The following is a 13,629-nucleotide window of genomic DNA, read 5'->3' as shown; positions in this document are numbered from 1 at the left end:
CTGCGAGGGAGCCGGTTCAGCTCTCGGACGGCGCGAGCACGACGAAGTCCGCGTTCGCCGGGTCGAGGCAGACGGCGAGCCGGCCGACGCCCTCCATGTCCACCGGCCCCATCTGCACGCTGCCGCCGCCGCGGGTCACCTCGGCCACCGCCGCGTCGCAGTCGTCGACGGCGAACACCGGGTGCCAGTACGGCCGCCCGCCGGTCGGCGTGAGGTCCTCCGCGCGCAGTTCCATGAGGCCGCCGTGCATCCGGTCCTCGGACAGCCCGGCGGGAGTGATCAGGGTGTACGTGCCCGCGTCACCCGGCAGCGGCATGTCGCTGAACTGCCAGCCGAACAGGGCGCCGTAGAACTCCCGCGCACCGGCCGCGTCGGTCGTCATCAGCTCGGTCCACGACAGCGAGCCCGGCTGGTCCACCAGCTCCAGGCCCTTGTTCGTCCCCGGCTGCCAGACGGCGAACTGGCCGCCCAGCGGGTCGCTGTACTGCGCCATCCGGCCCCAGTCGTCGAGGTCCATCGGCGCGACCCGCACGGTGCCGCCCGCCTGCTGCACCGCCTGGGTGGTGGCGTCGGCGTCGCTCACGCTGTAGTAGAGCATCCAGGCCGGGCGGGCGCCCTCCTCGGTGAGCTTGCCGAGCCCTGCGACGATCTTGCCGTCCTTCTTGAACAGCCCACCCTCGAAGTCCTCGCTCTCGCCCATGGGCTGGTAGTCCCACCCGAGGACGGCACCGTAGAAGGCGGCGGCGGCCCGGACGTCCGGAGCGCCCAGGTCGAGCCAGCAGGGGGAACCGGGGACGTACTCCGTCGTGATCATGGCGATGTTTCCCTTCCACGGGTCGTGTCTGCCCAGCGTGGCACCGGGTCCCGGTCATCGCCTGCCGGTGGCTGTCCGTTCGGGGGATCGCCGGTGGCCGGCCCCTTCATGGAATCCTCGGAACGGTCACCCGGGCGGGTGGCCGCGGACCTGTGTGCGGTGAGGGCGGTGGGCGGGCGTGGTGACCGGCTGGGGGCAGGCGCTGGAGCGGACCTGCGACGACGTCGTCGACGGGGTGTTCTCGATGTCGTTCTCCGCTCCCCACCTGTTCGCGGGCCGCCGTGACGCCTTCGAGGCGGAGCTGCGGCGTTCACTGCGGGAGGCGTCACCGTCCGGCCTGTTCTGCGAACGGGGTCCGAGCACGGAGGTGTTCGTGTGGTGGAGGGACCCGCCCGGAGCCTGACCCCCCGGCCGCCGCCCTCGGCAGGCGCATCGCGCGACCGGAGGGCCGGCGTCAGTGGACGGACAGCCCGCCGTCGACGAACAGCGACTGACCGGTGACGTAGGCGGACGCCGCACTCGCCAGGAAGACCGCGGCCCCGGCGAAGTCCCCGGGCAGGCCGTTGCGCCCCACCATCGTGCGGGCGGCGAGGGCGGCCACCTTCTCCGGGTCCGACGACAGGCGCGCGTTGAGCGGTGTCAAGACGACGCCCGGCACCAGGAGGTTGCAGGTGACGCCGCGCGGCGACCACGCCTCGGCCTGGGACCGGGCCAGTGCCTCCAGCCCGCCCTTGGACGCGCCGTAGGCGCCGCTCTGGACGAACGCGCGATGCGCCTGCTGCGAGCTGATGTGGATGATCCGCCCGTACCCCCGCTCCGCCATGCCGGGGCCGAAGCGCTGCCCCAGCAGGAAGGGTGCCTCCAGGTTGACGGCCATCGTGGCGTCCCAGACGTCCTCGGTGAGCTCGTCCATCGGCGGACGCAGATTGATCCCGGCGCTGTTGACGAGGATGTCGGGCTCCCCGAAGGCCTCGACCGCCCGCTCGGCGGCCGTCCGTACGCCCTCCCGGGTGCTCAGATCCGCGCCGACCCACGCGGCGCGGCAGCCCTGCGCCGTCAGCTCCTCGACCGTCGCGTTCAGGCCGGTTTCACCGCGGGCCACGGCCACCACGCTCGCCCCGGCACGCGCCAGGGCACCGGCGATGGCGCGGCCGATGCCGGAACTCCCCCCGGTGACGACCGCGACCCGGCCTTCGAGGGAGAACAGCTCGGCGAGGTAGGCCTGGGCCGCGGGCGCCCGCGGCGTGGGCTGGATCGGCGTCTGCGGCGTCGGACGAGTCTGCTGGGTCTGCTGGGTCGGCTGGGTCGTCATGGCGATCCACCTTAGCCGGATCCGATGCGTATACCCCGGGGGGGTATATAGTGGAGCTCATGGACCACACCGCTCACGAACCTGAGAAGCATGCGCACGGGACGGCGTCCTGGGGAACCGCCGTCAAGGCGACCCTGCACTGCCTGACCGGCTGTGCGATCGGCGAGATCCTCGGCATGGTCATCGGCACAGCGCTGGCGTGGGGCAACGTGCCCACGATGGTTCTGGCGATCGGGCTCGCGTTCCTCTTCGGCTATTCCTTCACGCTGTTCGCGGTGGTCCGGGTCGGCCTCCGCCTGAAGGCGGCGATCCGGATCGCGCTCGCCGCGGACACGGTCTCGATCGCCGTGATGGAACTCGTCGACAACGTGATCATCGCCCTCACTCCCGGCGCCATGGACGCCCACCTGTCGGAAGGACTTTTCTGGTACGCCCTCCTGGGCGGTTTCGCGGTCGCCTTCCTGATCACGACCCCCGTCAACAAGTGGATGATCGGCCGCGGCAGGGGGCACGCCGTGGTCCACGCCCACCACTGACGCACTGTCATCGTGCGGCTCGCGTCCGTGGTCCGGCGTCGAGGGCTCGCCGGCTCCGGGATCCGCGCGGCCATGGCCTCGTACGAAGAGGCCTTCCAGGTGACGGCCCATGACGCCCACCAGGAGATCCAGGCCCAGGCGCGGGCATAGAGCCCCGCCGCGGTACCCGGCGACCCCTGGCGCTCCGCCCGGCACACCCTGGGCGGCGCCGGGCGGCCACGACGCACCGGCCGCCGGAGCGGACTGCGCCGCCGACTCCGGGCGTGGCACCGGAGCGCCACCCGCGAGGGGTGACGCGGCCAGATCGGGACGCAGTCCGAAGGGCGGCCCGGGCTCCGCGGTGGGGCGGCCTCGGCTCCAGGACAGTGGCCCGGATCACATGGCCGGTAGTGAGTGCCCCGCCCGGGCGATGTCCGTACCCATGGGTGTCGGAGCGGGTCCGGATGCGAGGATGAGGCGCCATGACTGCTGGGTGGTGTGCTCGCACGATACGGGCCGCGGTGTTCGCGGCCGCCTGTGTCGTGCTCGCCGCCCTGGGGCACGTCATGATGTCCGGCGACCACGTGCCCCCGGTGACGCTGGGGGCCGGATGGGCCTTGACGGGCGTGGCGGGCTGGTGCCTGGCGGGCCGTGAGCGCGGGCTGCGGACGGTCGTGGCCGTCGCCGTCGCCGTCCAGACGGCTCTGCACTCGGCGTTCTCGCTCGGGCCGCGGACACCGTCCGTCCAGGGCATGCACTCCATGACCATGCCGTCCATGGGCCACACCACGCCGCCCATGCCCATGCCCAGGGGCAACGGCATGGGGCACGGCGAGGGCTCCATGAGCCACGCCATGGGATCCATGACGCACGACATGGGCTCCCTGCCTCTGCCCCTCGGGCACGCGGGGCACGCTCCGGGCGGTGACGCGTCCCTCGGCATGCTCGCCGCCCACCTCCTGGCCGCGCTGCTGTGCGGCCTGTGGCTGGGACACGGAGAACGGGCCGTCTTCCGGCTGCTGCGCGCCCTGGGCAGCCGGCTCGCCGCACCCCTGCGGCTCCTGACCGCTCTCCCCGCACCGCCACCGCCGCCCGTGCGCGGACGACGACGGCCCTCGCACCGTACGCCGCACACCCTCCTGCTCGTCCACGCGATCACCACCAGGGGACCACCCGCGGGAGCCGCTGCCGCCTGACGGCAGCCGGTCATCACCCGGGGCAGCCCCTGCGCGCCCCGGCCGCGGTCGTTCCCTCCGTACTTCGGCGCACCCCCAGGTGGTCCCGCCTCCCCGGGTGCCGTACGGGGCACGCCCGCACCCCCCGCTCACGGGACCGCGCCCGCACACACGCACGCCCGGCATCACGGCCTGCCCGCTCCGGCGCGGTCCCGGATTTCCTCCGAAGGACATCAGGTGATCACTCCTGCCCTGCCCCTTCCGCACGAGAGATCGGCGTCGGCCGACGCCTCGATAACCGCCTGGGCGCTGGCCGCCCGCGGCGGCGACGCCGAGGCCGTCGACCGGTTCGTGCGCGCCCTGCACCGTGACGTCATCCGGTACGTCGCCCATCTGTGCGCCGATCCGCAGGCGGTGGACGATCTGGCACAGGACACGTTCCTGCGGGCGCTCGGCAGCCTGCACCGCTTCGAGGGCCGTTCCTCGGCTCGCGCCTGGCTGCTGGCCATCGCCCGGCGCGCGGTGGCCGACAGCATCCGGTACCGGGCCGTGCGCCCCCGCCCGGCCGACCTGCCGGACTGGCGGCCGGCGGCCGAACTCGCCCAGCCGCGCGGCCTGCCCGGCTTCGACGACGGCGTGGCCCTGCTGGAACTGCTGGCCGGGCTGGCGGACGAACGCCGTGAGGCGTTCGTCCTCACGCAACTGCTCGGCCTGCCCTACGCGGAGGCCGCCGCGCTGAGCGACTGCCCGATCGGCACGATCCGTTCCCGGGTGGCCCGCGCGAGGGCGGAACTCGTGACCCTGCTCGCCGACGCGGAGAAACCGGAACCCGCCGTCGCCGCCTGACGCACTGCCGCCGGCGGTGCCCCCGGCCCTGCCGGCCGGGCATCGCCGGTGGCGGCTGCGCCCGTGGGGCAGCGGCCCGCCGCCGACGACCCCACTGAGCTTCTTGATCTGGTCGTCGTCCACCTCTTCGAGGTCGACGAACTTCGCCGAGGTGAACGTCTCGGCGTCGCGGTCGACCCGCACGATGTCCTCGTGCCGGGTCAGCGCCCAGAAACCCGAGTTGGGTGCCTCCTCGGGCTGCCAGTGCACCGGGTCCTCGGGGCGCAGGGTGTGGAACATCCGCCAGGGCGTGACACCGTCGGTGAAGCGGTCCAGGTCGGCGAGGTCCACCTCGGCAAGGGGCAGCGGTTCACGCACGGCGTCGGTCGGGGTCTCGGTGGTCATCGGCAGCTCCTCGGCGTCACAGGGGGCGTCACAGGTGGTAGGCGTACTCGGTGAACTCCCAGTCGGTGACGTGCCGGTGGAAGCGTTCGACCTCGTCGCGCTTGTAGGAGAGGAAGGACGCGGTGAATCCCTTGCCGAGCAGTTCGGTCAGGGCGGTGTCCGCCTCCAGCGCGTCCAGCGCGGCGGACAGGGTCTGCGGCAGGACGGCGGAGCGGGCGGTGTCGTAGCCGTAGCCCTTCAGCGGGGCGGGCGGCTCCTCGCCGGCCAGCACGCCGAGCAGCACCGCGGCCGTCATCCCGGCGATCGCCAGATACGGGTTGGCGCTGGCGTCGCCGAGGCGTAGTTCGAGCCGGGCGCCGGTGCCGCGCTCGGGCGGGACGCGCACCATGGCGCTGCGGTTGTCCAGCCCCCAGTCGATCAGCCAGGGCGCGAGGGTGCCCGGGCCGAAGCGCTTGTAGGAGTTGACCGTGGGGTTGAGCAACGCGGCGAGGGCGGGCGCGTGGGCGAGGACACCGGCGACGGCGTGCCGGGCGGTGGCGGACAGGCCGTACGCGCCCGACGGGTCGTCGAAGGTGTTGCGGCCCTGCTCGTCGTCACAGGACAGGTGGAGGTGGAAGCCGGAGCCGCCCGCGTCGTTGAAGGGCTTGGCCATGAAGGTGGCCAGCCGGCCTTCCTTGCGGGCCAGTTCCTTGATCGCGGCCTTGAAGCGGAAGGAGCGGTCTGCGGCCGACACGGCCTCCGAGTGGGCGAGGAGCCTGGCCGGGCTCGCCGCGCACGGCTACGGCGTCAACATGAACCCCGCGATCAAGTGGACCATCTCCGACCTGATGGACGAGATCGTCGGACCCGAACGCTCCGCATACCAATGGCCGGTGCGCTCCGCGCTCGACGCCGGCGTGCGGGTCTGCGCCAGCTCCGACGCCCCCATCACCGAACCCGACTGGCGCCAGGGCGTGGCCTCGATGATGCTGCGCGAGTCCAAGGCCAGCGGCCGCCCGAGCGGTCCCGAGCAGTGCGTGCCCCTCGCCGACGCCCTGCGCGCCTACACCTCGACCCCCGCCTGGCAGGACTTCGCCGACGACTGGAAGGGCACCGTCGAACCGGGCCGGGCGGCCGACCTGTGCGTCCTGGACCGGCCGCTGCTCGGCCTCGACCCGCACGAGATCACTCGGGTGCGGGTGGATCTCACCGTGTTCGACGGGCAGGTCGTCTTCGAACGGTGAGGCGCCTCAGGCCGCCCGCACCGCCGTGCGCCGGGCCCCCCACCGCCGGGTGCGATACCGGCCGGCCACCCGGCACACCGCGTAGACCGTGAACGAGATCGTCGTGACGTAGGGGCTGATGGGAACGCTGCTGCCCAGGGCGAGCAGGATGCCGCCCTCGATGGACACCACGGCGAACACCACGCTCAGCACGGGCAGCAGCACCGGCGAGGCGGTGACGCGGGCGGCCGCCGCCGCCGGGGTGACGACCAGGGAGAGCACCAGCAGGGCGCCGACGATCTGCACCGACAGGGCGACCGCGAGCCCGAGCACCAGCATGAACGCGAGGGACAGCGCGCGCACCGGCACCCCGCGGGCCTCCGCGACCTCCGGATCGGTGCTGGCGAAGGCGAGCGGTCGCCACATGACCGCCAGGGCCGCCAGCACCAGGACGGACGTGCCGAGCAGCCAGGACATCTGCGGGGTGTCCACGGCGACGATCTGCCCGGTGAGCAGCCCGAACTTGTTGGCCGCGCGGCCCTTGTAGAGGGCGAGGAAGAGCACGCCGAGGCCCAGGCCGAACGGCATGATGATGCCGATCACCGAGTTGCGGTCCCGGGCCCGTGTCCCGAGGACGCCGATGACCCCGGCCGCGAGCAGCGAACCGGCGATCGAGCCCGCCACTATGTTCGCGTCCAGCAGCAGCGCCGCCGACGCCCCGGCGAAGGACAGCTCGCTGATGCCGTGCACCGCGAACGGCAGGTCCCGCATCAGCACGAACACCCCGGCCAGCCCGCCCACCAGGCCCAGCGCCACGCCGGCGACCAGGGAGTTGCGGACCAGGACGAGGAGTTCGCCGTAATCGGTGAAGTCGAAGATCTGGTGCCAGATCCCGTCGGCGAGTGTCATACCCGCACTCCGTCCGTCTCGTGGGTCTGCTCGGGGTGGTGCGGCGGGCCGGCCGTCCCGTCGGGTGCTCCCGCGACCACCACCCGGCCCCGCACGCGCAGCACGTCGACCTGAGTGCCGTAGAGGCGGGACAGCGACTCGGAGGTCAGCACCTCCTCGGGGGCGCCGACCCGGTGGCCGCCGGGCGCCAGGTACAGCACGCGGTCGGCCAGCCCCAGGACCGGGTTGATCTCGTGCGTCACGAACACCACGGCCGTGCCGTGGGAGCGGCGCCGGGCGTCGATCAGCTCGGTGACGGCCCGCTGGTGGTGCAGGTCGAGCGACAGCAGCGGCTCGTCGCACAGCAGCAGACGCGGGTCGGTCGCCAGGGCCTGTCCGATGCGCACCCGCTGCCGTTCGCCGCCGGAGAGCATCCCAAGCGGGACGTGCGCGTAGGCCGACGCGCCGACCGACTCGAGGATCTCGTCCACGCGGCGGCGGATCCCGCCGGTGCGCGGACGCGGCCCGAAGCGGTGGCCGTCGATGCCGAACCGGACGAGGTCGCGGGCGCGCAGCATGGCCTGCGCCGACAGCGCCGCCTGCTGGGGGACGTAGCCGATGTGCCGGGCGGCCTCACGCGCGGGCCGGCCGAGGACGGCCAGGGTGCCGGCCGACAGCGGCTGCCGGCCGAGCAGCGCCCGGACGAAGCTCGTCTTGCCCGCGCCGTTCGGCCCCAGTACGGCCAGGAACTCACCGGGCCGCACGTCGAGATCGAGGCCGCTCCACACCTCGCGGTCGCCGTAGGACAGGGCGGCTTCCCTCAGCGCGACGACGGGGGTGCCGTCCTGGCCGGGTATCGGGGTCACTCGGCCAGCGCTCCGGCGAGCGCGTCGACGTTGGCGGTCATCCAGCCGAGGTAGCTCTCACCCTTCGGGAGGGTCTCGGTCACGGGGACGACCGGGATGCCGGCCGCCTTGGCCGCCGCCTCGGCCTTCTCGGTCTGCGGGCCCGAGGTCTGCTGGTTGTAGACGAGTGCCTTCACCTTCTTGCCGCTGAACAGCGCCAGGCTCTCCTGGAGGATCCGCGGGGAGACGTCGTCGCCCTCCTCGATCGCCTCGCTGAACGCCGGGGGCGTGCGGTTCACCAGGCCGCTCGCCTCGGTCATGTACAGCGGCACGGGCTCGGTGATGGCGATGCCCTCACCGCCGTGCGCCTTCTTGATCCGCGCCTCCTTCTCCTCCAGCGGAGCGAGCTTCGCCTTGAAGGCGCCGGCGTTCTTGCCGAAGGCCGCGGCATGGTCCGGGTCGGCCTTGGCGAGGGCGGCGGAGATCCGGTCGGCGAGCTTGGCCACGGTGGGGAAGTCGTACCAGACGTGTTCGTTGAGCTCGCCGCCCTCGGGCGCCGTCTTGCCGGAGACCCGGACCGCGTTGATCACCTCGGCGGAGTCGTTGTGGCCGCCTTTGAGCATGTGGTCGACGAAGTCGTCGTAGCCGCCGCCGTTCTCGATCACGACCTTCGCCTTGGACAGGGCCAACTGGTTCTGCGGATCGGCCTCGTAGGAGTGCGGGTCCTGGTCCGGGTCGCTGATGATCGACGTGACGTCGACCCGGTCGCCGCCGATGCGCCGGGCGATGTCGCCGTAGACGTCGGTGGAGGCGACCACGGTCACCCGGGCCGGTGCGCCCTTGCCGTCGGCGGTGTCCGACGCGTTGCCGCAGCCCGCGAGCAGGGCCAGTGACGCGCTGGTCAGCAGCGCGAGGCGGCGGGACGTGGACAGGGGCATGGCTCCTCCAGGGCGGATGTGCACAGGGATGATCGGCAGACGACCACACGCTAGATGGGAATGAATGTCAAAAGCGTGTTCGGGTCGAAGTCATGTGAAAACCATTGCCAACTGTTGGAGATTGGCTGGACTGTCTATCCAGAGACTGGAATTCTGGTCTAAAGTGGCGGGGTGAGAGGAGGCGGAATGGCCGTCGAACCGAACGCCGAGCGGGATGCGATCCTCGCGGCGCTGACGCCCGTCGTGGAGGGGATCGCAGCGACCTTCGGACCGGTCTGCGAGGTCGTGCTGCACGACTACCGGAACCCGCAGAAGTCGGTCGTCGCCGTGGCCGGTTCGGTGACCGGGCGGACGGTCGGAGGCGCGATGAGCGAGATCGGCATGCGCGTCCTGGCTCGCGGTGACGCGGCGTCCGACGAGCTGAACTACGTCACCCGCACCCGTGACGGGACACGGGTGAAGTCCTCCACGATGGTCCTGCGGGACTCCACCGGAGCCGTCTTCGGCGCTCTCTGCGTCAATGTGGACGTCGGCGCCGTCACCCGGGTCCACGATCTCCTCGGTGCGCTCGCCGGCCTCGGGGCCACCCCGGCGGAGGTGCCGACCACCACGTTCGGCAACGACATCGACTCCGTCGTCGACGCCCTCTTCGACGCCCACCAGTCGAAGCAGCGGGGCAGCTGGGCGGAGCTCGACCGCGCGGAGCGCCTGGAGCTGTTCGGCGGGCTGGACACCCGCGGGGTCTTCGCCGTGCGCGGCGCCGTCGAACAGGTCGCCGCCCGGCTCGGCATCTCCCGGGCATCCGCCTACCACTACCTGTCCCAGGCCCGGGCCGCCCACGACACCACCACCGGAGGACCCACGTGACCACCACCCCGCCGGTCACCCTCGACGACGTCCGGGACGCCGCCGCGCGGCTCCGGGGCGTCGCCCACCGCACCCCCGTGCTGCGCTCCCGCACCCTGGACGCGCTCGCCGGTGCCGAGATCTTCCTCAAGTGCGAGAACCAGCAGCGCGTCGGCGCCTTCAAGTTCCGCGGCGCCTACAACGCCGCCTCCCGCCTCACCCCCGAGCAGCTGTCCCGGGGCATCGCCGCCTACTCCTCCGGCAACCACGCCCAGGCCGTCGCCCTGGCCGCCCGCGAGCTCGGCACCACCGCCGTGATCGTCATGCCCGAGGACGCCCCGCCGTCCAAGCGCGCGGCCACGGCCGGCTACGGCGCCGAGATCGTGTCGTACGACCGCTACACCGGCGACCGCGTCGCCATCGCCGAGGCCCTCGCCGCCGAGCGCGGCCTCACCCTCATCCCGCCCTACGAGCACCCGCACGTCATGGCGGGGCAGGGCACGGCCGCACTCGAACTGCTCGAAGAGGTGGGGGAGCTGGGCGCGCTGCTGGCCCCGGTCGGAGGGGGCGGGCTGATGGCCGGCAGCGCCACCGTGGCCAAGGCCCTGCACCCCGGCATCCGCACCATCGGCGTCGAACCGGAGGCCGGCGACGACACCAAGCGCTCGCTGGAGGCCGGCCGGCGCGTCAGCGTCCCGGTCCCGCGCACCATCGCCGACGGGCAGGCCCTGCACACCCCCGGAGAGCTGACCTTCTCGGTCAACCGGCGCCTCCTCGACGAGGTCGTCCTGGTCAGCGACGACGAGATCCGGGACGCGATGCGGTTCGCCTTCGAACGCCTGAAGACGGTCGTCGAGCCGAGCGGCGCCACCCCCCTGGCCGCCCTGCTCACCGGCCGGGCGGGCCCACTGCCGCCCAGGGTCGGCGTGATCGTCTCCGGCGGCAACATCGACGCCGGGCGCTTCGCCGAACTCTGCGGCGGCGCCTGCTGAAATGGCGCGGCCCTCCTGCCGGACGGACGATGGAGGCACACCCTCACCGAGGAGGAGCGTCATGCTTGAGGTGAAGACGCTCGACAAGCCGGACGAGCGGCGCGACTACCCCCGAGGCCACCTGGAAGCCGTCCACATGACGGGGCTGGACTTCGCCGTGGCCACCTTCGAACCGGGCTGGCGCTGGTCCGAGTCCGTGGCCCCGATCGCCGGGACGGACAGCTGCCGGATCCACCACAACGGCTACGTCGTCTCGGGCCGTATGCACATCCGCATGGACGACGGCGCGGAGGGCGAGGTGGGCCCCGGCGACGTCTTCGTCTGCACGCCCGGCCACGACGCCTGGGTCGTCGGCGACGAGCAGTGCGTGGTGTACGACTTCGCCGGCAGCATGGCCAAGGAGTACGCCAAGAAGGATTAGACGACGGCCACCGGCGACGTCTGGCGGCAGGTGGGGGCCGGGCCCGCGGCGTTGTGCCCGCAAGCCGACGACCCCCGCCTGATCACACCGGCAGCAGCCGAGCCACCAGCGCGCTCAGCTGCCGAGCGTTGCGGCACTCGTGCATCTCGACCAGCTCGGCGTAGGCGGGGGCGGCGGAGTCGCCGGTGCCCCAGCGGGAGCGCTGCTCGGGGTTGAGCCAGTGCACACGGCGGGCACGCTCGGCGATGCGCCGCAGGGCGGGCAGGTTCGGGTCGCTCCGGTTCGTGCGGGCGTCACCGAGGACGAACACGGTCGTGCGCGAACCGACCGCGTCCGCGTACCGCTCGGCGAACTCGCCCAGCGCCATGCCGTAGTCGCTGCTGCCGTGATAGCCGGTGATCGCCGCTTCCGCCTGGATGCGCAGGCCCAGCCCCTCCGGGTCGGCCCGGCCGTGCTCCAGCAGCGCGGTCACCTCGTCGATCCGGTTGACGAAGGCGAACACGCGCACCTTGGCGAACTGATCGTGCAGCGCCTGCACCAGCAGCATCGTGAAGTCCGAGAAACCCGAGACCGAGCCCGACACGTCGCACAGCAGCACCAGTTCCGGGCGGGCGGGACGACGCCGGCGCAGGACCGGCTTCATCGGCACACCGCCCGTCGACAGCGAACCGCGCAGGGTCCGCCGCAGGTCGATCGAGCCCCGGGAGGCGCGCCGTCGACGGGCCGCCAGACGGGTCGCGAGCTTACGGGCCAGCGGCTGCACGGTCCTGCGCAACTCGGCCAGCCGGTCCTTCCCGGCGAACAGGAAGTCGACCCGGTCGGCGGTCGGGGCGACCGCCCGCCGGGCGATCTCGTCCCTGCCGCGCCGCTCGGCGACCCGCCGCCGTGCCTCCGCGGCCACCAGAGCACGGAAGACGTCGATGCGCCGCCGGATCTCGTCCTCCAGCAGCCGGTCCGCGAATCCCTGACGACCACCCTGCCCCCGGATGTCGTCGCGCACCCTGGCCAGCAGCGTCTGCGGCCGCAGCCGTTCGAGCGTCTGGTACGAAGACCAGCCGTCCGACCCCGGCGAGGAGCCGTAGCCACCGAAACCGTCCACGGCCTCGATCGCCAGCCGGCCCAGCATCGCCCGGTCGTCGGCCGCCAGTGCCTCGGCCAGCCTGTCCCGCAGGTCCTCGCGCCCCGCCGCCCGCTGTTCCGGGCCGCCGACACCGCTCGGGAAGTAGAGGTCGAAGACCGGGTCGAACACCTGGCGTTGCCCGGGCCCGTGCAGCAGCGTCGCGGCGAGACCCTCGCGCAGCAGCTCCCGGTCCGCGAGGCCGAGTTCCTCGACAGCCCGTGCCGCGTCGACGCTCTCGCCGGTGCCGATCCGCATGCCGTGCGCGCGCAGCGCCGCGACCAGGGACGTCAGCCGTTCGGCGACGCCCGCCCGCGTGGTCACAGCGCGTCCAGGTCCAGCTTCGCGGACGCCTTGACGACGTCGTCCTGATGCTTGAGGAGCACCCCCAGCGTGGCCCGCACGACCGTCTCCTCCAGCGAGTCGGCGCCGAGCGCGAGCAGGGTGCGCGCCCAGTCGACGGTCTCGGCGACCGACGGCACCTTGCGCAGGTCCATCGCCCGCAGGGCGCCCACGACCCGCACCACCGAGCGGGCCAGCGCCTCGTCGAGGCCCGGCACCTTCAGCCGTACGATCCGGCGCTCCAGTTCCTCGTCCGGGAACCCGATGTGCAGGAAGAGGCAGCGGCGGCGCAGCGCCTCCGACAGCTCCCGGGTCGCGTTGGAGGTCAGGACGACGAAGGGGCGGCGCGTCGCCGCGATGGTGCCCAGCTCGGGGACGGTCACCTGGAAGTCGCTCAGCACCTCCAGCAGCAGGCCCTCCACCTCGACATCGGCCTTGTCCGTCTCGTCGATCAGCAGCACCTTGGGGTCCTCGCCCCGGATGGCGGTCAGCAGCGGCCGGGTGAGCAGGAACTCCTCGCTGAAGATGTCGGTACGGGCCTGGTCCCAGGTCTCGTCACGGCCCGCGCTGATGCGCAGGAGCTGCTTGGCGTGGTTCCACTCGTACAGCGCCCGGGACTCGTCGACCCCCTCGTAGCACTGGAGGCGGACGAGCCGGGCGCCGGCCACCGCGGCGACGGCCTTGGCGAGTTCCGTCTTGCCGACACCGGCCGGGCCCTCCACCAGCAGCGGCTTGCCGAGACGGTCGGCGAGGAAGACGGTCGTGGCGACGGCCGGGGAGGCGAGGTAGCCGGTCTCGGCGAGGCGAGCGGAGACGTCGTCGACGGATGTGAACAACGGGGGCCTCCAGGACGGCGGCGTCGGGCGAACGGACACGCACTATCTAAGCGCTTGTTCAGCCAGGCTGTCACGGGGTTGCCGTCAGGACGATCGCCACGAACGGTCCGTTGCCCGCAGTCCGTGGCGATCTGCGCCGGCCCGGGTGGCCGGCAC

14 protein-coding genes and 4 pseudogenes are annotated in these 13,629 nt (G+C 72.7%); 9 read left to right on the top strand and 9 right to left on the bottom strand.

The window, feature by feature from the left end; all coding sequences use genetic code 11:
• Positions 1-16 precede the first annotated feature (16 nt).
• Positions 17-814 (bottom strand): VOC family protein, encoded by a 798-nt coding sequence (locus AB0I06_RS00660; protein ID WP_363116525.1) that lies wholly within the window; start codon positions 812-814, stop codon positions 17-19.
• A gap of 193 nt (positions 815-1,007) precedes the next feature.
• Between AB0I06_RS00660 and AB0I06_RS00655 the strand changes: the two are divergent.
• Positions 1,008-1,217 (top strand): annotated as a pseudogene (locus tag AB0I06_RS00655) (SAM-dependent methyltransferase); the annotation flags it as partial.
• Between the two features lie 51 nt (positions 1,218-1,268).
• Here AB0I06_RS00655 and AB0I06_RS00650 read toward each other — a convergent pair.
• Entirely contained in the window at positions 1,269-2,126 is an 858-nt protein-coding gene (locus AB0I06_RS00650; RefSeq protein ID WP_363116524.1) for an SDR family oxidoreductase, read from the bottom strand.
• A gap of 59 nt (positions 2,127-2,185) precedes the next feature.
• Between AB0I06_RS00650 and AB0I06_RS00645 the strand changes: the two genes are divergently transcribed.
• The 4 genes from AB0I06_RS00645 to AB0I06_RS00630 all read left to right on the top strand — a co-directional run bounded on the left by AB0I06_RS00645 (position 2,186) and on the right by AB0I06_RS00630 (position 4,662).
• Positions 2,186-2,662 (top strand): DUF4396 domain-containing protein, encoded by a 477-nt coding sequence (locus tag AB0I06_RS00645; protein WP_363116523.1) that lies wholly within the window; start codon positions 2,186-2,188, stop codon positions 2,660-2,662.
• 12 nt (positions 2,663-2,674) lie between these two features.
• Positions 2,675-2,812, top strand: coding sequence for a hypothetical protein (locus AB0I06_RS00640; RefSeq protein ID WP_363116522.1), 138 nt, complete (start codon positions 2,675-2,677; stop codon positions 2,810-2,812).
• Positions 2,813-3,123: 311 nt separating this feature from the next.
• Positions 3,124-3,837, top strand: coding sequence for a hypothetical protein (locus AB0I06_RS00635; RefSeq protein WP_363116521.1), 714 nt, complete (start codon positions 3,124-3,126; stop codon positions 3,835-3,837).
• A gap of 216 nt (positions 3,838-4,053) precedes the next feature.
• Positions 4,054-4,662 (top strand): sigma-70 family RNA polymerase sigma factor, encoded by a 609-nt coding sequence (locus tag AB0I06_RS00630; RefSeq protein WP_363116520.1) that lies wholly within the window; start codon positions 4,054-4,056, stop codon positions 4,660-4,662.
• Between the two features lie 84 nt (positions 4,663-4,746).
• On the opposite strand, the pseudogene AB0I06_RS00625 reads toward AB0I06_RS00630, so the two are convergent.
• Together AB0I06_RS00625 and AB0I06_RS00620 are read right to left on the bottom strand one after the other, a co-directional pair.
• Positions 4,747-5,046 (bottom strand): annotated as a pseudogene (locus tag AB0I06_RS00625) (cytochrome P450); the annotation flags it as partial.
• A gap of 28 nt (positions 5,047-5,074) precedes the next feature.
• Positions 5,075-5,791 (bottom strand): annotated as a pseudogene (locus AB0I06_RS00620) (glutamine synthetase); the annotation flags it as partial.
• 7 nt (positions 5,792-5,798) lie between these two features.
• Between AB0I06_RS00620 and AB0I06_RS00615 the strand changes: the two are divergent.
• Positions 5,799-6,269 (top strand): annotated as a pseudogene (locus AB0I06_RS00615) (amidohydrolase family protein); the annotation flags it as partial.
• A 6-nt stretch (positions 6,270-6,275) separates the two neighbouring features.
• Here AB0I06_RS00615 and AB0I06_RS00610 read toward each other — a convergent pair.
• From AB0I06_RS00610 to AB0I06_RS00600, 3 genes are read right to left on the bottom strand one after another with little or no spacing between them, the layout of a single operon-like run.
• Positions 6,276-7,157: a metal ABC transporter permease gene (locus AB0I06_RS00610; protein WP_363116519.1), complete on the bottom strand. Its 882-nt coding sequence runs from the start codon at positions 7,155-7,157 to the stop codon at positions 6,276-6,278.
• Entirely contained in the window at positions 7,154-8,002 is an 849-nt protein-coding gene (locus AB0I06_RS00605; RefSeq protein ID WP_363116518.1) for an ATP-binding cassette domain-containing protein, read from the bottom strand. Before AB0I06_RS00605 ends, AB0I06_RS00610 begins: the two co-directional genes overlap by 4 nt.
• Positions 7,999-8,919, bottom strand: coding sequence for a zinc ABC transporter substrate-binding protein (locus AB0I06_RS00600; protein WP_363116517.1), 921 nt, complete (start codon positions 8,917-8,919; stop codon positions 7,999-8,001). The genes AB0I06_RS00605 and AB0I06_RS00600 overlap by 4 nt, the downstream gene beginning before the upstream one ends.
• 186 nt (positions 8,920-9,105) lie before the next feature.
• Between AB0I06_RS00600 and AB0I06_RS00595 the strand changes: the two genes are divergently transcribed.
• The 3 genes from AB0I06_RS00595 (at position 9,106) to AB0I06_RS00585 (ending at position 11,178) form a co-directional block, all read left to right on the top strand.
• Positions 9,106-9,786, top strand: a complete 681-nt coding sequence (locus tag AB0I06_RS00595) for a PAS domain-containing protein (protein ID WP_363116516.1) — start codon at positions 9,106-9,108, stop codon at positions 9,784-9,786.
• A complete protein-coding gene (locus AB0I06_RS00590) occupies positions 9,783-10,757 on the top strand; it encodes a pyridoxal-phosphate dependent enzyme (protein WP_363116515.1) in 975 nt (324 codons plus the stop codon). Before AB0I06_RS00595 ends, AB0I06_RS00590 begins: the two co-directional genes overlap by 4 nt.
• 61 nt (positions 10,758-10,818) lie before the next feature.
• Entirely contained in the window at positions 10,819-11,178 is a 360-nt protein-coding gene (locus AB0I06_RS00585; RefSeq protein ID WP_363116514.1) for a cupin domain-containing protein, read from the top strand.
• Positions 11,179-11,260: 82 nt separating this feature from the next.
• Here the strand turns inward: AB0I06_RS00585 and AB0I06_RS00580 are convergent, their stop codons facing one another.
• Together AB0I06_RS00580 and AB0I06_RS00575 are read right to left on the bottom strand one after the other, a co-directional pair.
• A complete protein-coding gene (locus tag AB0I06_RS00580) occupies positions 11,261-12,619 on the bottom strand; it encodes a VWA domain-containing protein (RefSeq protein WP_363116513.1) in 1,359 nt (452 codons plus the stop codon).
• Positions 12,616-13,473, bottom strand: coding sequence for a MoxR family ATPase (locus tag AB0I06_RS00575; RefSeq protein ID WP_363116512.1), 858 nt, complete (start codon positions 13,471-13,473; stop codon positions 12,616-12,618). Before AB0I06_RS00575 ends, AB0I06_RS00580 begins: the two co-directional genes overlap by 4 nt.
• Between the last annotated feature and the right edge of the window lie 156 nt (positions 13,474-13,629).

It is taken from the genome of Streptomyces sp. NPDC050674 (assembly GCF_040654575.1).
Taxonomy (GTDB): domain Bacteria; phylum Actinomycetota; class Actinomycetes; order Streptomycetales; family Streptomycetaceae; genus Streptomyces.
The sequence above is the reverse complement of the archived record's forward strand: the minus strand, read 5'-3'. Positions and strand labels throughout refer to the sequence as shown.

What these genes read in the sequence shown, in the direction of transcription:
- AB0I06_RS00645 (WP_363116523.1), top strand. Translation starts at nt 2,186, where the DNA reads ATGGACCACACCGCTCACGAACCTGAGAAGCATGCGCACGGGACGGCG.
- AB0I06_RS00595 (WP_363116516.1), top strand. Translation starts at nt 9,106, where the DNA reads ATGGCCGTCGAACCGAACGCCGAGCGGGATGCGATCCTCGCGGCGCTG.
- AB0I06_RS00585 (WP_363116514.1), top strand. Translation starts at nt 10,819, where the DNA reads ATGCTTGAGGTGAAGACGCTCGACAAGCCGGACGAGCGGCGCGACTAC.
- AB0I06_RS00600 (WP_363116517.1), bottom strand. Translation starts at nt 8,919, where the DNA reads ATGCCCCTGTCCACGTCCCGCCGCCTCGCGCTGCTGACCAGCGCGTCA.
- AB0I06_RS00635 (WP_363116521.1), top strand. Translation starts at nt 3,124, where the DNA reads ATGACTGCTGGGTGGTGTGCTCGCACGATACGGGCCGCGGTGTTCGCG.
- AB0I06_RS00610 (WP_363116519.1), bottom strand. Translation starts at nt 7,157, where the DNA reads ATGACACTCGCCGACGGGATCTGGCACCAGATCTTCGACTTCACCGAT.
- AB0I06_RS00650 (WP_363116524.1), bottom strand. Translation starts at nt 2,126, where the DNA reads ATGACGACCCAGCCGACCCAGCAGACCCAGCAGACTCGTCCGACGCCG.
- AB0I06_RS00660 (WP_363116525.1), bottom strand. Translation starts at nt 814, where the DNA reads ATGATCACGACGGAGTACGTCCCCGGTTCCCCCTGCTGGCTCGACCTG.